This window comes from Bythopirellula sp. (assembly GCF_041737835.1).
In the GTDB taxonomy this organism is placed as follows: Bacteria; Planctomycetota; Planctomycetia; order Pirellulales; family Lacipirellulaceae; genus Bythopirellula.
The window spans coordinates 26401-41977 of the sequence record NZ_JBGSQY010000026.1 but is presented as its reverse complement, the minus strand read 5'-3'; the positions used below and the strand labels follow the sequence as shown (position 1 = coordinate 41977).

The 15577-nt window shown below is 56.7% G+C and carries 11 protein-coding genes; 2 read left to right on the top strand and 9 right to left on the bottom strand.

All coding sequences use genetic code 11. The annotated features are described in order from the left end of the window. The 3 genes from AC6T8Q_RS08165 to lpdA all read right to left on the bottom strand — a co-directional run. Positions 1-313 (bottom strand): biotin/lipoyl-containing protein (locus AC6T8Q_RS08165; RefSeq protein ID WP_500678603.1); only part of this gene is annotated, 313 nt, incomplete at its 3' end. 109 nt (positions 314-422) lie between these two features. Then, a complete protein-coding gene (gene aceE, locus AC6T8Q_RS08160) occupies positions 423-3116 on the bottom strand; it encodes a pyruvate dehydrogenase (acetyl-transferring), homodimeric type (RefSeq protein WP_500678602.1) in 2694 nt (897 codons plus the stop codon). Positions 3117-3228: 112 nt separating this feature from the next. Continuing rightward, positions 3229-4656: a dihydrolipoyl dehydrogenase gene (gene lpdA, locus AC6T8Q_RS08155; RefSeq protein ID WP_500678601.1), complete on the bottom strand. Its 1428-nt coding sequence runs from the start codon at positions 4654-4656 to the stop codon at positions 3229-3231. A gap of 380 nt (positions 4657-5036) precedes the next feature. Between lpdA and AC6T8Q_RS08150 the strand changes: the two genes are divergently transcribed. Beyond that, positions 5037-5861, top strand: coding sequence for a hypothetical protein (locus AC6T8Q_RS08150; protein WP_500678600.1), 825 nt, complete (start codon positions 5037-5039; stop codon positions 5859-5861). A gap of 84 nt (positions 5862-5945) precedes the next feature. On the opposite strand, the gene AC6T8Q_RS08145 is transcribed toward AC6T8Q_RS08150, so the two are convergent. The 3 genes from AC6T8Q_RS08145 to AC6T8Q_RS08135 form a co-directional block, all read right to left on the bottom strand. Then, positions 5946-6803 carry an HAD-IIA family hydrolase gene (locus tag AC6T8Q_RS08145; protein WP_500678599.1) on the bottom strand — a complete coding sequence of 286 codons (858 nt, stop codon included), beginning with the start codon at positions 6801-6803 and terminating at the stop codon, positions 5946-5948. 527 nt (positions 6804-7330) lie between these two features. Then, entirely contained in the window at positions 7331-10459 is a 3129-nt protein-coding gene (locus AC6T8Q_RS08140; RefSeq protein ID WP_500678604.1) for an efflux RND transporter permease subunit, read from the bottom strand. Then, a complete protein-coding gene (locus AC6T8Q_RS08135) occupies positions 10459-11745 on the bottom strand; it encodes an efflux RND transporter periplasmic adaptor subunit (protein ID WP_500678598.1) in 1287 nt (428 codons plus the stop codon). The genes AC6T8Q_RS08140 and AC6T8Q_RS08135 overlap by 1 nt, the downstream gene beginning before the upstream one ends. Positions 11746-11893: 148 nt before the next feature. On the opposite strand from AC6T8Q_RS08135, the gene AC6T8Q_RS08130 reads away from it, so the two are divergent. Beyond that, positions 11894-12601 carry an MOSC domain-containing protein gene (locus AC6T8Q_RS08130; RefSeq protein WP_500678597.1) on the top strand — a complete coding sequence of 236 codons (708 nt, stop codon included), beginning with the start codon at positions 11894-11896 and terminating at the stop codon, positions 12599-12601. 39 nt (positions 12602-12640) lie between these two features. Here the strand turns inward: AC6T8Q_RS08130 and AC6T8Q_RS08125 are convergent, their stop codons facing one another. The 3 genes from AC6T8Q_RS08125 to AC6T8Q_RS08115 form a co-directional block, all read right to left on the bottom strand. Next, entirely contained in the window at positions 12641-13546 is a 906-nt protein-coding gene (locus AC6T8Q_RS08125) for a TIGR01777 family oxidoreductase (protein WP_500678596.1), read from the bottom strand. A gap of 136 nt (positions 13547-13682) precedes the next feature. Continuing rightward, complete coding sequence (locus AC6T8Q_RS08120; protein WP_500678595.1) at positions 13683-14606, bottom strand: formylglycine-generating enzyme family protein; 924 nt, start codon at positions 14604-14606, stop codon at positions 13683-13685. A gap of 91 nt (positions 14607-14697) precedes the next feature. After that, positions 14698-15561 (bottom strand): rhomboid family intramembrane serine protease, encoded by an 864-nt coding sequence (locus AC6T8Q_RS08115; protein WP_500678594.1) that lies wholly within the window; start codon positions 15559-15561, stop codon positions 14698-14700. Positions 15562-15577: the final 16 nt, after the last annotated feature.

Below are 15577 nucleotides of genomic sequence, written 5' to 3'. Positions count from 1 at the left end.
CCTTTTCCTTCGCCACGGGTTCATCTTTTTTGGTAGCAGCTTTTGCGGGTGCTTCCTTCGTAGCAGCGCCATTGCCGCTGGCTTCGATTTCGAGAATCGCGGCGCCGATTTTGATCGTATCCCCTTCAGCAACCAGCACCTTCGTGACCTTGCCCGCATGGGGGCTAGGGATCGGCATGGTTGCCTTGTCGGTTTCGACTTCGATGATATCCTGATCGACTTTGATCGTATCGCCAGCCGAGACAAGAATCGAAAGCACGTCGCCCGATTCAATATTTTCACCCAAATTGGGAAGTATAATTTGTGTTGCCATGATCGATTTACAAGGTCCAGTAATTATCGTTGGAAATCTTTCGCAAAGGCGCTAATTCAAATACTCATTTTCTCTGCGCCTTCGCGCCTTTGCGAGAGACCAATTCGTCTTAAGCGTATAACGCCGAGGGTTTGTCGGGGTTGATATTCAGTTCCTTTACCACGCCGGCGAGTTTCTTTTGCTCAAATTTTCCACGCTCGGAGAGTTGAGTGAGCGTAGCTAGCGTGATGCATTCGGCGTCGACTTCAAAATGCCGGCGCAAGGCTTCACGGGACTCGCTGCGTCCCATGCCGTCAGTTCCCAGCGCGAACAAACCGCCAGGAATCCATGGATTCAACTGCTCGGCCAAAATCCGCATGTAATCGCTTGACGCAATCACGGGGCCATCTACGTCTGAGAGTTGTTCTTCGAGGTAAGACTTTCGCGGCGTCTTGTCGGGGTTGAGCATGTTCCACCGTTCGCATTCCTGGGCGTCTCGGCGGAGCTGTGTATAGCTGGTGATGCTCCACACGTCGCTCGCAACGTCGTATTTTTCGGCCAGAATGTCGGCGGCTCGCAAGGTATCGCGCAAAATCGCACCGCTGCCAAACAGTTGCACCCGCGGGCCCTTGGCCTCCACGCTCTTAAACTTGTACATGCCGCGAATGATGCCTTCCTCACAACCGGCGGGCATCTCGGGCATAAGGTAGTTTTCGTTCTCCAGCGTGATGTAATAAATTGCTTGTTCGTTGTCTTCGTACAGCCGCTTAAGGCCATCGAAGATAATGACGGCGGTCTCGTAAGCGAATGCGGGGTCATAAGAACGGACAGTCGGAAACGCCATCGCGTTCACCAGACTATGGCCATCTTGATGTTGCAGGCCTTCGCCATTGAGCGTTGTGCGTCCAGCCGTTCCGCCCAGCAAAAAGCCCTTGGCACGCATGTCGGCGGCGGCCCAAATCAAGTCGCCAATTCGTTGGAAGCCGAACATCGAGTAATAAATGAACATCGGAATCATATTCACGCCATGTGAAGCGTAAGCTGTGCCCGCCGCATTGAATGACGACATGCTCCCCGCCTCGGTGATCCCTTCTTCCAGCAACTGCCCGTCTTTTGCTTCCTTGTAATAGGCAAGTTGATCGGAATCGACAGGCTGATAAAGCTGGCCATGATGCGAGTAGATACCAATCTGGCGGAAGAGGCCTTCCATGCCGAAGGTACGCGATTCGTCGGGGACAATTGGCACGATGTACTTGCCGATTTTCTTGTCGCGCAATAGCTCTTCGAGCAGTCGCACGAAGCCCATGGTTGTTGAAATTTCTTTGCCGACCGTTTTGTTAGAAAATTTCTTTTCGAGATCAGCGTAGCGAGGCACTTCCAGCTTCACGGGCTGGGAATTGCGAATCGGCACGGGCCCACCGAGCGCTTCGCGACGTTCGCGCAAGTATTTCATCTCTGGACTATCGGCGGGCGGTTTGTAGAAAGGCGCTTCCGCCACACGCTCGTCGGATATCGGAATCCCAAATCGCGAGCGGAATTCACGCAGCTCGTCCTCGTTGAGTTTCTTTTGATTGTGCGTGACGTTGCGGCCTTCGCCCCCTTCGCCCAAGCCATAGCCTTTGATTGTCTTGGCAATGACGACGGTCGGCTTGCCGTTGCGTTGGCAGGCTTTCTGATAGGCAGCAAACACCTTTTCGGGGTCATGACCGCCGCGGCGCATTTTACGGAGCTTGTCGTCGGAATACTTCTTCACCAATTCCAGCAACTCGGGATACTTGCCGAAGAAATCTTCGCGGATGAAATCACCCCCCGAGACGACGTACTTTTGATACTGGCCGTCGACGACTTCCATCATGCGCTGCATCAAGAGGCCCGTGTCATCGTCTTCCAAGAGCGGATCCCAATCACCGCCCCAGACGACTTTGATGACGTTCCAACCAGCACCGCGGAATGCGCCTTCGAGTTCTTGAATGATCTTGCCGTTGCCGCGCACGGGTCCGTCGAGCCGCTGCAAATTGCAGTTAATGACGAACACGAGATTGTCGAGATACTCGCGCGAGGCGAGCGTGATCGCGCCCAAGCTCTCGGGCTCGTCGCATTCGCCGTCACCCATGAAGCACCAGACTCGCTTCTTCGAGCAGTCGATGATGCCGCGGTCGGTGAGATATTTGTTGAACCGCGCCTGATAGATCGCCATGATCGGCCCGAGGCCCATCGACACGGTGGGGAATTCCCAGAAGTCGGGCATCAACCAGGGATGCGGGTACGAGGACAAACCGCCCCCTTGGCTCAGCTCGCGACGGAAGTTCACCAGGTTTTGCTCGGTGAGTCGGCCTTCCAAAAACGCGCGGGAGTACATGCCCGGGGCCGCGTGGCCTTGGTAATAGACTTGGTCGCCGTCGTAGCCGCTTTGTCCACGACCACGGATGAAATGGTTGAGCGCGACTTCATACAAGGTTGCCGACGAAGCGAACGTCGAAATGTGACCGCCGGGCGAAGCAGGGTCGCGGTTGGCGCGGGTGACCATCGCCATCGCGTTCCAACGAACGAAGCTTTTGATGCGGCGTTCGAGTTCGCGATTGCCGGGGTAGGGGGGCTGCTTATCGCGCGGAATCGTGTTGATGTAGGGAGTCGTCGCCGTGAACGGCAATTCCACGCCGTAGCGATTGGCGGTCTCCTCGAGCGCGGAGATCAACTGTTGCACCCGTTCGGGGCCTTTGCTCTCCAGCACGTAATCGAGTGACTCGAGCCATTCGGCGGTTTCCGCCGGATCGACGTCATTGAGAATCGGCGTCTTAATCGGCTCGGCTTTGGTATTGGCCATAATAAATCCCTAGCTAAAGCGATAACCACTAAGGCACAAAGATCACAAAGAAAGACGAAATCAGGAATCGCTTTGATAATTGTATCTTCGTGTCCTTTGTGTCTTGGTGGTCTTAGTCTTCTTTTTTACGTTTTGGTTTATAAACTTCGGTCGCCGTGCCCAGTTGGACTTCCGCGGCGAAGGCGACAGTTTCGCTGAGCGTCGGGTGGGGATGGATCGATTCCGCCACGTCGAGGGCCGTGCAGCCCATCTCGATCGCGAGCACGGCTTCAGCGATCAATTCTCCCGCGCCGCTGCCGACAATGCCACAACCCAGCACGCGGTTCGTGCCAGGCTCGACCAGCCACTTGGTCAGGCCGTCGGTCTTGCCCATGGCAATGGCCCGGCCGCTGGCTTGCCAGGGGTATTGGGCGATTTGAACTTCGATGTTCTTGCGCTTCGCCTCGTCAGCAGTGAGACCGGCCCAGGCAATTTCCGGTTCAGTGAACACCACCGCGGGGATCGCCACCTTGTCGAAGGCAGCGGGTTCGCCCGCCAGCACTTCCGCGGCGACTTTGCCCTCGTGCGAGGCTTTGTGGGCCAGCATCGGATCGCCTGCCACGTCGCCGATCGCGAGGATATGCGGGTCGGAGGTTTCCTGGCGTTCGTTGACTTCGATAAAGCCCCGTTCGGTGACCGTGACTTTCGTGTTTTCCAGCCCCATGCCGTTGGTGACCGGTCGCCGGCCAATCGAAATCAGCACACGGTCGAACTGCAAGGTCTTCTTGCCATCGGCACCTTCGACTTCCACGTCGACGTGATCGCCGGCGTCTTTGATCGCCACCACCTTCGTGCCGAGCATGATCTTGTCGAACAGCTTCTCCAACCGTTTGTGCAGCGGTTTCACGAGGTCGCGATCCGCTCCGGGGAGAAGGCCGTCGGTGAGTTCCACGACCGAGACTTTTGAGCCGAGTTCGGCGTAGACGGTCCCCATTTCCAGGCCGATGTAGCCGCCGCCGATCACGAGCAGAGTTTTGGGGATTTCTTCGAGCTTGAGAGCGCCGGTCGAGTCCATCACCCGCGGCGAGCCGATTTGGAACGGCTTCGGCACGGCGGGGACGCTCCCCGAGGCGACGATGCAGTGGTCGAACGTGATCCGCTCGCTCTCGTAAGTAGCGGGGTTGCCCCCTTCGAGTTGCAGCGTTTGCGAATCGACGAAAATCCCGCGAGCGTTGATGACTTTCACGTTGCGCCGCTTGGCAAGCTGCGCGAGTCCCCCGGCCAGTGTGTCGAGAACCTTTTCCTTACGGGCCCGCAGGGTGTCGACGTTGAGCTGGGGAGGCTCGAATTTGACCCCCCATTCTTCCATTTCCCGGGCTTCGGCGATCACTTTGGCCACATGCAGAAGGGCCTTCGACGGGATGCAACCCCGCAGCATGCAGGTTCCCCCCAGCCGCGGATCGGCTTCGACAATGGCGACTTCGAGCCCCAGATCGGCAGCCATAAACGCCGCGGCATATCCGCCGGGACCGCCACCCAATACGACAACTTGAGAATGCATCAAAACCGTTGTTCCCCAAAGACTGAATTGTAGGCTGCGAGATAGTAACTGGCGGGGGCGGACTGTGAAGAAACCCCTAGTTTAACTGATTGGCAAGTTCTCACAATGCCTACAGAAGTGCCCCAGAGTGCCGCAAAACGGCCAAAAACCGCAAGATTTTGGGGTTAGGCGTACGGGCCCAAAGTTAGCCGCGCCGCGAAGCGTCAGCGCAGCGAAGCGCGAAAATGGGTAAACGGTAGGTCAACCCCTAGCCGGACCGCCGCGCGGTCCGGGAGATACTCCTATGTTCACCCCAAAATTCTCTTGCAGCGAATAACGTCCCGGCGACATAATCAAAGCCGGAACAAAAACCTTTTCTTGGTTTGAAAGGAGCAGAGGTAATGAGAAAATCTCAATGTGTCGTTGTCTGCGCGATTGCCTTAGTCGCCATTTGCGTAACGCCGATCGCAGCCGTTCACGCCGCCATCAACCGTGTTCTGTCTGTCGGTATTAATGAAAGGCTGCGACCCGACAACAGCGTTTACTACGTTTTCGGAGTGGGAGACTATCCTTTCCCTCGACTAAATTTGGATGGCAGAATCGAGCAGTTCATCTCTCCCGGCGGCCTCGTCTTTGACCGTAACAATGACTCCTTTGACCCCTTTGGCTCGCTTGAGTTCGACACATTCTCAGAACTTACCCAATCGATCGTTGGGCAATGGCAATTCAATACCGCTGATGAGTCAACGCCGCTAGACATTGAGACGTACAGTTTCGAAGTTCAAAATTTTGGACTAAGCGACATCACCGCGCAACGGCCACAAATCTTCGAACCAGCCAACGGTTCGTTTGTCGATTTTCCAATAGAAGTGCGATGGGATCCTACCATTACAAGTTACTCCTACTTGGGCAGGGGTTTGACAGGAAGTGTGACCAAGACAGGTCCTGGCGTTCTCGCACTTGATCTCGAAATCGGGCCTGGAGCTATCAATCCTTACTTCACGTTTGCGATAAGCGGCACAAGTCAATTCCTTCCTCAGTTTGTTTCTCCGCTGAGCGCGCCGACCGATCCGACTTATAATCTATCGACTCGGATGTTTTTCACTCGGACAAATAACATCACTGTATATCCAAGACAAGTCCCCGAACCTCAGAGCTTGGCAACAGTAACTGCGTGCCTAATTCCTCTGGTATTGATGTGCCGCGACCCCCGCGTCTCAGCGTGAAAAAACTCCGAACGAACTCCGGTCGCTGACGCTCACGGCTCGCCGATTATTCGTGCAATTCGTTTGATTCGCGGTTCCAAATCTTCACGCATGCGCGGCGATCCACTCCTGCAGATCGTGCGGCGTGTCGTCGGCGCGTGAAATCATCGGTGGGAAAATTTCCTCCAGCTCGCGCGTGCGGTCGGCGAGCTCTGCCACGCTGTCGAGGACCATGCCGGGGCAATACGCGAAGTTCGCCAGATCGCTCCGCCGCGTACCGCCCGAAAGCACGAGCACCGTCTGGTAGCCCATTTGCACGCCGCCGAGGATGTCGGTCTCCATCGTGTCGCCGATCATCACGGTTTGCGACGTGCTGAGCATCAGTTCTTTGCGCGCCATCCGCAGCATCACGGGACTTGGCTTCCCCAGGCTGAACGCTTTCTTGCCCGTGGCCGCTTCTAAGTAAGCGAGCGTCGCCCCGCAGCCGGGCCGTGTGCCATGTTGCGTCGGGCAGTTGGGATCGAGATTCGTGCCGATCAATTTCGCGCCACCGAGCACCAAGTCGACGGCCCGTTCGAGCATTTCCAGCGTGATGGTCCGACACTCGCCCACCACGACATAATCGGGCGAGCGATCCACCACGGCGTAGCCGTTTTCGTGCAAGGCTTGCAGCAAGCCCCCTTCGCCGATGACATAGGCCGTGCCGTGCGGCTTTTGCTTGGCAAGGAATCGAGCGGTGGCCATTGCGCAGGTAAACACATGACGCTCGGTGACTTCAACGCCCATGCGATTGAGTTTGGTGGCCACGTCGCGACGGGTGCGCTGGCTGTTGTTGGTGAGAAACAAAAACGGAACATGCTCTTCGAGCAAACGGTCGATAAAATCCTTCGCGCCGGGAATCAATTCCGAACCACGATAGATCACGCCATCCATGTCGACCAAAAAACCTAATGCGCTGCGCATTATCAAAATCCATCCATTGGGGTTATGCAATTAGAAACCGATTAGCTGACTGCGTGCAGTCTAAGTAATCAGTGTTAATTTAGGTGGGTTATTCAGGCGGGATCGGAAGAGAGAAGCAAAAGCCATACCGCGCACGGCTAATTCGCGAATTCGCAGGAATTTAATGAGCTTGCAGCAGGGAATCCCGTGTCATGCAACGGAAAACCGAGAGCGATAGCGTGCTAGCCACCGCTGAAAGTTAGGCACGCCATGTCGACATGCGCGGCAATGAGAATGGGGTGGCAGCGACACTCGACCGGCGAGCGGTCACCTATAAATTCGGTGTAACCGGTCGAGTGTCGGTGTCGCTTGCGACAAGAGGTGGTCGGTGCAGAGAACTTCTTGTGCTACGCACACCGATACTTGTCTGGTCATGCGATTGAGTACGCAGCGCTTTTTGCAGACGAAGTATCGGTGCTACCCGTGTTGAAAAACTCCGGGCACTGACGTTTACGGCTCGCCTAGAAATATATTCGTGGTTTCAAAAATTAAACCACGGCATCGCTTTTCTTCCCGCGGAGTTTTGAGCCCCATTCGCTCATGCCGCGGAACACTACGAAGAACGTCGGCACGAACAGCAGCGAGAAGATTGTCGCGGCGCTCATGCCTCCCACGACCGCATTGCCCACGGCTTGCCGGCTGGCGGCGCCCGCTCCGGTTGAAGTCACGAGTGGAATGAAGCCGAGGATCGCGGCGATGGAGGTCATCAAGATCGCACGGAAACGAAGCTTCGCGGCTTCGGTCGCCGCTTCGGCGACGCTCTTGCCATGTTTGCGCAGTTCCATGGCGAATTCGACGATCAGAATCGCGTTCTTGCTGGCGAGCGCGATCAACAGCACCACGCCGATCTGCGTGTACACATTGTTATCCGCGCCACGGAACATCAGCGCGACTACCACGCCCAAGATGGCCAGCGGCACCACGGCAATCACCGCGGCGGGGCTGGTCCAGCTTTCATACTGCGCGGCCAGCACGAGAAACACCAAAATCACCGCCAAGGCGAAAATCAAATACTGCTCGTTACCGACGCTCTTTTCCTGGAACGACATGCCGGTCCATTCAAAGCCCATTGTGGTGGGTAATGTCTTATCGGCCATCTTTTCCATCAGCGAGATGGCCTGACCGGAACTAAAGCCGGGCGCGGCTTCGCCGTTGATCTGTGCCGTCGGATAGAGATTGTAGCGCTGCACGATTTGCGGCCCCAGCGTGTCGGAGACCGTGGCGAACGTGCCGATGGGAAGCATGTCGCCGTTGGCATTGCGTACGTCGAGGCTCTTGATCGCATCGGCATTTAGGCGATATTGCTGATCCGCTTGCACGCGCACTTGATACGTGCGGCCGAACTCGTTGAAGTCGTTCACATAGGTTGAACCCAAGTACGCTTGCAGCGTGTTGAACACCGTGTTGAGCGGCACGCCGAGTGTTTTCACTTTAGTGCGGTCGATATCGACAAACACCTGCGGCACGGCGGCGCGGAAGGTTGTGTTGAGCGCTTGTAGGCCTGTTTGAGCGTTCCCGGCGGTGACCATTTCGCTGGCCACGGCTTGCAGTTGTTCAAGCCCCGCGTTGCCACGGTCTTGCAATTGCATCTGAAAGCCGCTCGCGTTGCCCAAGCCGTCGATGGCTGGCGGCGGAAACACAATCGCAACTGCTTCTTCAACTTTGCTGAACTCGCGGCGCAAGTGGCCGATAATCGCTTGTTGGCTTTCCTCAAGCGACATACGGTCGTCCCACGGTTCATACACAATCGCCATGAAGCCATTGTTCGAGCCGCTCACGCCGGTGAGGATCGAGAAGCCGGTGATCGAAATGCGATTGGCCACGCCGGGGGTCTTGGCCGCGATACGATCGATTTCTTCGATCACGGCTTGGGTCCGCGACACCGAAGCGGCGTCGGGAAGCTGCACGTTCACAAACGCGTAGCCCTGATCTTCCACAGGCAAAAAGCCGGTCGGTAAGCGGCCAAAGCCCATCGCCGTGAGGGCCAACAATCCGCCAAAGATCACCAGCACGATCAGCACGCGGCGGACCATGATCCGACCAAGGCCGTCGTAGGCGTTTGAAAACTTATCGAAGCCGTGATTGAAACCGCGGAACAAAATGTTGCGTTTCTCGGGAGCAGGCCGCAGCAGCATCGCGCTCAGCGCGGGGCTGAGTGTTAATGCGCAGATCGCACTGATCGTCACCGAGGCGGAAATCGTGAGTGCGAATTGCCGGTAGAGTTGCCCCGTGATGCCCCCCATGAAGGCCGTCGGCAAAAACACGGCGAGCAGTACCAATGTGGTGGCAATGATCGGTCCGGTGATTTCATCCATCGCGGCGATGGCTGCCGGCTTGGGTGCCAGGCCATGTTCGATCTTGGTCATCGTGTTTTCGACCACCACGATCGCGTCGTCGACTACAATGCCGATGGCCAGCACGATACCGAAGAGCGTGAGCATGTTGATCGAGAAGCCCAAGCCCGCCATGACTGCGAATGTGCCGATGAGCGATACGGGAATCGCCGCGCACGGGATCAACGTTGCTCGCCAGTCTTGCAGGAATAGGAAGATCACCAGGATCACAAGCACAATCGCTTCGGCGAGCGTTTTATAAACTTCGTGAATCGACGCGTCGACGAACATTGTCGTATCGAACGGAATCGAATATTTCATCGCCGCGGGGAAGGCCTTGCTGAGGCGTTCCATGGTTGCCTTGAGCTGATCGGCCACGTCGAGGGCATTGGCCCCCGGCAACTGATACACAGCGAGCGACGCGCACGGCTGGCCGTTGAATTGCGACGAACGGTTGTAGTTTTTTGCGCCCCGTTCGACGCGAGCCACATCGCGTACCCGCGTGATGCGGCCACCCTTGGCGGATTTGACGATCAAATCTTCGAACTGCTCGACTTCCTTCAAGCGCCCTTGCGTGTTGACCACCAATTGAAACGCCGTGTCCGCCGGGGTAGGGGGTTCCCCCAACCGGCCGGCCGCGACTTGCACGTTCTGCTCGCGGATCGCGTTGACGACGTCTTCGGTCGTGAGTTGCCGGGCTTTGAGTTTCGCCGGGTCGAGCCACACCCGCATGCTGTATTCTTCGGCCCCGAACAACACAACCGCCCCCACGCCCTTGATGCGACTGAGCTCGTCTTTGACGTTGATGAGCGCGTAATTGCTCAGGAACAACGCATCGAGTTTGGGATTCGACGACGACAACACGATGAATTGCAAAATCGCGGTCGATTGCTTTTTGGTCGTGATCCCCTGGCGGCGAACTTCTTCGGGCAGTTTGGGCTGGGCAATCGAAACACGGTTCTGGACGAGCACGGTCGCCATATCCATGTTCGTGCCGATTTCGAACGTTACGTTCAGCACGTACGAACCGTCGTCCGCCGACGTGCTCGACATGTAGAGCATGTCTTCAACGCCGTTGACTTCTTGTTCGATCGGCGCGGCGACCGTTTCGGCGACCACCTTGGCATTCGCGCCAGGATAGTAGCAGGTCACCTGCACCGTGGGGGGCGTGATCTCAGGAAACTTCGCGATGGGCAGGCCCAATTGCGAAATCGCCCCCGCGATCACGATGATGATCGAGATGACGCTGGCGAAAATCGGTCGTTCAATAAAGAAGTGCGAAATCATGATGCGGCCGGTTCTCCCGCGGGAGCTTTTGCTTCTTCAGCCGCTTCCTGGGCCAAGTGGGGCGTGACTTTCAAACCGGGACGCACGAACTGAATCCCTTTCACGACCACGCGGTCGGTCGGTTGGAGCTCGCCATCGGCAACGATTTGCATGCCCTTGTATTCGTGACCCAAGGTGACTCGCCGCATCTCGATGGTGTCTTCGTCGTTAACAACCATCAAATAGGCACCTGCTTGATCGCGGCCCACGGCGGTGGGATTGACGAGCATCGCTTCTTTTTGACCGAGCGGCACTTCGATCCGCACAAACGCTCCCGGCGGAATTAAAGCCTGGGGGTTGTCGAATCGTCCCCGGACCATGAACGTGCCAGTGCTTTCGTCGATCGACGTATCCGTGTAATCGCAATAGCCTTCGTGGGTGAAGTCGGCTTCATCGCTTAACGCCAAGAACAGGGGATAAACATGCTTGCCAGGATTGCCACCCGCTACGCGGCCTTCGGCGATCCGTTGACGGTTGAATTCCAGAAAATCGTTTTCGCTCAGTGTGAAGTAAGCATAAATCGGATCCGATTGGGTGATCGTCGTGAGCAGCGACGAATCGGACCGACCCACGAGGCTCCCCACGTCGAAGTTCTTAGCACTCGCGCGGCCTGCGATGGGAGAATGGACTTGTGTGTAATCGAGATTCAACTGAGCCTTAAGAACTTCCGCCTCTCCAGCGGCGATTTCGGCTTGGGCCGATTCAATGTCGGCCTGCGAGGCTTCGACCATCGCCTGAGCGGTCATGACGTTCGTGCGGCGTAAATCGACTTCGGATTCAGTGATCGCCCCCGGCGAACGTGCGACGACGGCTTCAGCGCGTTTGAGTTCCATTTGCGCGTTGGCGAGCTCCGCTTTTTTCTGGCTTAACCCCGCGCGGGCACTTTCCAAGCGAGCTTTGGCCAGTGCTACGCTCGCCTCGGCTTGAGCGAGTGCCGCCTTGAAGGGGCGGTCATCGATCTTTGCCAGTAGTTGCCCCGCTTTGACTTCTTCGCCATCGCGAAAATTGATTTCTTCCAAGAAGCCTTCCACGCGAGCGCGGATTTCGACTTCCTCAAACGCCCGCGTCGTGCCGGTGTAATCTTTGGTTTCGGTGATCTCTTCCTGCACGGGAAGTTCGACCGTCACGCTGGGTGGCGGCGGCGGGACGTAATCGTTTTTCACGGCGCTGCCGCAACCCAAAACGGATGCCAAGAGAACGCAGCACCACCAATGTAGCGCGGGGAAGGAGCGGAGACTGGCCATGAGTTTTGCCTTAAGGTGAACCGGCACAATTGCTTGTAGCTCCTGTAATATAGGCCGCTGCTGATCAACAAGCAGCCATTGCCCATGTCCTTAAAAAACGCAAAATCGATTCTTTTGCTCCGCAAAGCCTACGTTTCGTGAGATCATGATGGCCTTCGCTAGCTTATATTCGCTCCAGTTGGGTTTGCCGCGCGAAGTGCAGCCGACCGGCGAACACGACCTTTCCGACAAGCCATGGACTACGGGCTTCTTCAAACAACCGGTGAGCGAGCCGGCATTTGCGCGTGTGAATGGCATCGACGGCGATGGGCAGGCAGATCTCGCGGTGCATGGCGGACCAGATAAGGCGATCTGCGTTTATTCGTTAGATCACTATCCGTTTTGGCAAGATGAGCTCGCGATTCATCCCTTGCCGACGGGCGCATTTGGCGAGAACTTTACCATCGCTGGTTTAACGGAAGAGCAAGTTTGCATCGGCGATGTTTGGCAAGTGGGTGATTCGGTTGTCGTGCAAGTCTCACAGCCGCGGCAACCATGCTGGAAACTCGCGCGGCGTTGGCGGCGCAAAACTCTGGCGCTCGAAGTGCAAGAGAACGGCAAAACAGGTTGGTATTTCCGTGTGCTCAAAGAAGGTTTGGTCGAGACGGGGATGCCGCTAACGCTGAGCGAACGATCGCATGACGATTGGACCATAGCACGCGCGAACCAAGTGATGCACCATGACAAGCACAATGCGCTTGCCGCGAAGGAACTCGCAGCGCTCGTTGAGTTATCGGCAAGCTGGAAACAGACACTCGCGAAACGCGCCAACAACACGGTTATTCAAACATCAGAAGAACGTCGGCTCAATGGTTAGACTGATAGTCGGATAGCAACGCGATCCAGGGTCACTCGCTTACTTCAAAGCATGCCGCAGCGCGGGTTCCAACTCTGGATATTTAAACGAAAACCCCGCACGCTCCAATTCCTTAGGCAGTACGCGCGTGCTGGCGAGCAACAATTCGTCGGCCATTTCGCCCAAAGCCAACCGAGCGGCGAACGCCGGCATTGGCAAGATCGTGGGCCGCCCCAGCACTTTGCCCAACGTCTTGGTGTACTCGCGATTCGTGACAGGATGTGGCGCGACCAGATTCACGGGACCTTTGAGCGAATCGTTCGAGAGGATGAACTGCATGGCCGACACGATGTCGTCGAGTTCGATCCAACTGAAGTATTGTTTGCCGTTTCCGAGTATGCCGCCTGCCCCAAGCTTGAAGGGGAGCAACATACTTTTGAGCGCACCCCCTTCGGTGCTTAGCACAACACCGGTGCGCATCAGCACCGTGCGAATCCCCGCGTCGACTGCCGCTTTGGTCGAGTTTTCCCAATCAACACACACATCGGGCAGAAAACCTTCCCCCGGTGCGCTCGATTCATCAAGCACGGCCTCACCACGATCGCCGTAGTAACCGATGGCCGACGAACAGGCAAACACGCGCGGTTTGTGATCGAGCGCGGCAATCGTGGCGGCGATCAACCGTGTTCCTTTGACGCGGCTTTCGCGGATTTCTTGCTTATAGGAATCCGACCACCGCTGCCCGGCGATGTTGGCACCGGCGAGATGCACCACGCCGTCGAGATTCGTGAGCTTCGATTTGTCGATCTCACCCCGCTCGGGCACCCAGAAAACCTCGCGGTCATTCTTCGGGGCACGCCGCACAGCTTTGAGCACCGTATGGCCCGAGGCCTCGAGGGCACGAGTCAACCTTGTGCCGATCAGACCACTCGCGCCGGTGATGAGAATTTTTTGTGGCGTAGACATGTGTGCTCTCCGAGAAAACAATTTTAGATCACATTAACCGGAAACCCTAGCCACAATTAACTTGGCCACAGAGCACACAGAGTTCACCGAGATAAAACACAAAATCTCGGTGTTCTCTGTGACCTCTGTGGCTTGGTTATCTGATATCCCTTACACAGCGGAAACCAATACAACTCGATGTTTCCGACGGCACGGCGTGAGCGCGGTCCCCCACGTGGAGGCCGTCACTTTTCTCGGCGGTGGAAGCCCAACTGCCCCCCCGCAGTACGCGCTCGGTGCCCGTTTGGGGGCCTGTCGTGTTGCCGACGGTGCTTCGTCCGTAAGCATCGGCCGCGTACCAATCGCCGCACCAGCAGGCGACATTCCCCGCCATGTCGTAGAGACCATAAGGATTGGCAGTGAAGCTTTTGGTCGGGGCGACTTCAAAATAGCCGTCTTGCGTGAGATTCGTGAGTGGAAATTTCCCTTGCCAGTAGTTCGCCTGGAATTCGCGCTCGGGACTTAACTCACGGCCCCAAGGAAACTGCGCATCGCTCAAGCCGCCACGCGCGGCGAACTCATATTCGGCTTCGGTCGGCAAACGTTTCTGCGCCCAATTCGCATACGTGACTGCGTCATGCCAACTCACGTGCACAACGGGGAAATCGTCCTTCCCGGCGAGTGAACTATCGGGCCCCGTGGGATGCCGCCAGGAAACATCCGCCACCTGCTGCCAGTTTCCTTTTTCGCGATTGAATAATAGCGACCAACCACGCTCTTCGGCGGTCGTGCGATAGTTCGTATCGGCGACGAATTCGGCAAACTCGCGATTCGTGACGTGTGTCGTGTCGATCCAAAAAGGTTTCACCACCACGCGATGCACGGGGCGTTGATCGTCGGGGCTGGATCGCGGAGTTCCCATCAGAAACGTGCCACCAGACAGTTGAACCATGCCATTGGCTGTTGAAGAATTTTTCTGTTCAGTCGTGGCGGCCTGGGCGACTTCGCGCAAGTTCAGCACAAGACTCACTGCCACGAGTGCCGCGAGTCCCCAGATCCATCGGCGTCGGCCTCCTGCCATCGCGTGATTCCTTGTATCGTTCTAGCCGCAGGCGGCAGCCCGCGGTCGCACTGGATCTAACGCGGGCTGCCGCCTGCGGCTTGTAGTGATACTATTTCCGCCGGTTTTGAAACTCCCGGCTTGCTCGTTCCAAGGTCCGCCGTTCGGACCAGCTGAGACTATCCTGACCTTCGGCTTGAATCTTTTGCAAAATGCGGTCGAGTTCTTGCTCGGTGGCACTTTCCACTTCGTCTTCGTGATCGACGACGCGCAGTTTCGGTTTCCGCGATTTCGAACCTCCGCCAAGCTTGTTGAACAAGCGTTCCGGGGTCCAACCGGTTTGAAAGAAAATCCAACCAAACAGCGCCCCACCCAAGTGAGCCGTAAATGCCACGCCCCCAGCACGGGTCATCGCGCCCCAGGAGTCCATTATCACAATCGCAGTAGCCAACACCCACATTGGAATGGGAAAAGGAATCGGAAAGACCATCCCCTTGGCATGCGGAAAGTTAAGCGCGAATAGAATCACAACGGCGACCACGCCCCCCGACGCACCCACCGCCGCGCCACCACCACCAGGAGCAGCCATTTCAGAAAGCGACCATACCAGTCCCGAAAACACAATTGCCGTGAGATAAAACCAACCGAATGTGGCCCGGCTGTAAGTTTCTTCTACTGGCTTGCCGAACGTGTACAACGCGAACATGTTGAACACGATGTGCCACATCGACCCCGGGTCGTGCAAAAACCCGTAGGTCAGCAATCGATAGACATTCCACGGCGCGCGATACCAATCGGCCGTCAATTCCAGGCGGTCGGTGAATTGCGGCCCGGCAAACATTTGCAGCACATACACGGCCACCGTCACGAGCACTAACTGCGTGGTGATCGATTGCGGCGCATTGAAGTGATAGCCCGGTTCACGTTCGGTAGCATAATCTCGGTCGTAGAGTCCCATGCGGAAATAGTAGCTCACAGGGCACCGCGAGACT

Excerpts from the sequence above, each read along its gene's own strand:
- aceE (WP_500678602.1), bottom strand. The coding sequence starts at position 3,116 with ATGGCCAATACCAAAGCCGAGCCGATTAAGACGCCGATTCTCAATGAC.
- lpdA (WP_500678601.1), bottom strand. The coding sequence starts at position 4,656 with ATGCATTCTCAAGTTGTCGTATTGGGTGGCGGTCCCGGCGGATATGCC.
- AC6T8Q_RS08150 (WP_500678600.1), top strand. The coding sequence starts at position 5,037 with ATGAGAAAATCTCAATGTGTCGTTGTCTGCGCGATTGCCTTAGTCGCC.
- AC6T8Q_RS08145 (WP_500678599.1), bottom strand. The coding sequence starts at position 6,803 with ATGCGCAGCGCATTAGGTTTTTTGGTCGACATGGATGGCGTGATCTAT.
- AC6T8Q_RS08135 (WP_500678598.1), bottom strand. The coding sequence starts at position 11,745 with ATGGCCAGTCTCCGCTCCTTCCCCGCGCTACATTGGTGGTGCTGCGTT.
- AC6T8Q_RS08130 (WP_500678597.1), top strand. The coding sequence starts at position 11,894 with ATGGCCTTCGCTAGCTTATATTCGCTCCAGTTGGGTTTGCCGCGCGAA.
- AC6T8Q_RS08125 (WP_500678596.1), bottom strand. The coding sequence starts at position 13,546 with ATGTCTACGCCACAAAAAATTCTCATCACCGGCGCGAGTGGTCTGATC.
- AC6T8Q_RS08120 (WP_500678595.1), bottom strand. The coding sequence starts at position 14,606 with ATGGCAGGAGGCCGACGCCGATGGATCTGGGGACTCGCGGCACTCGTG.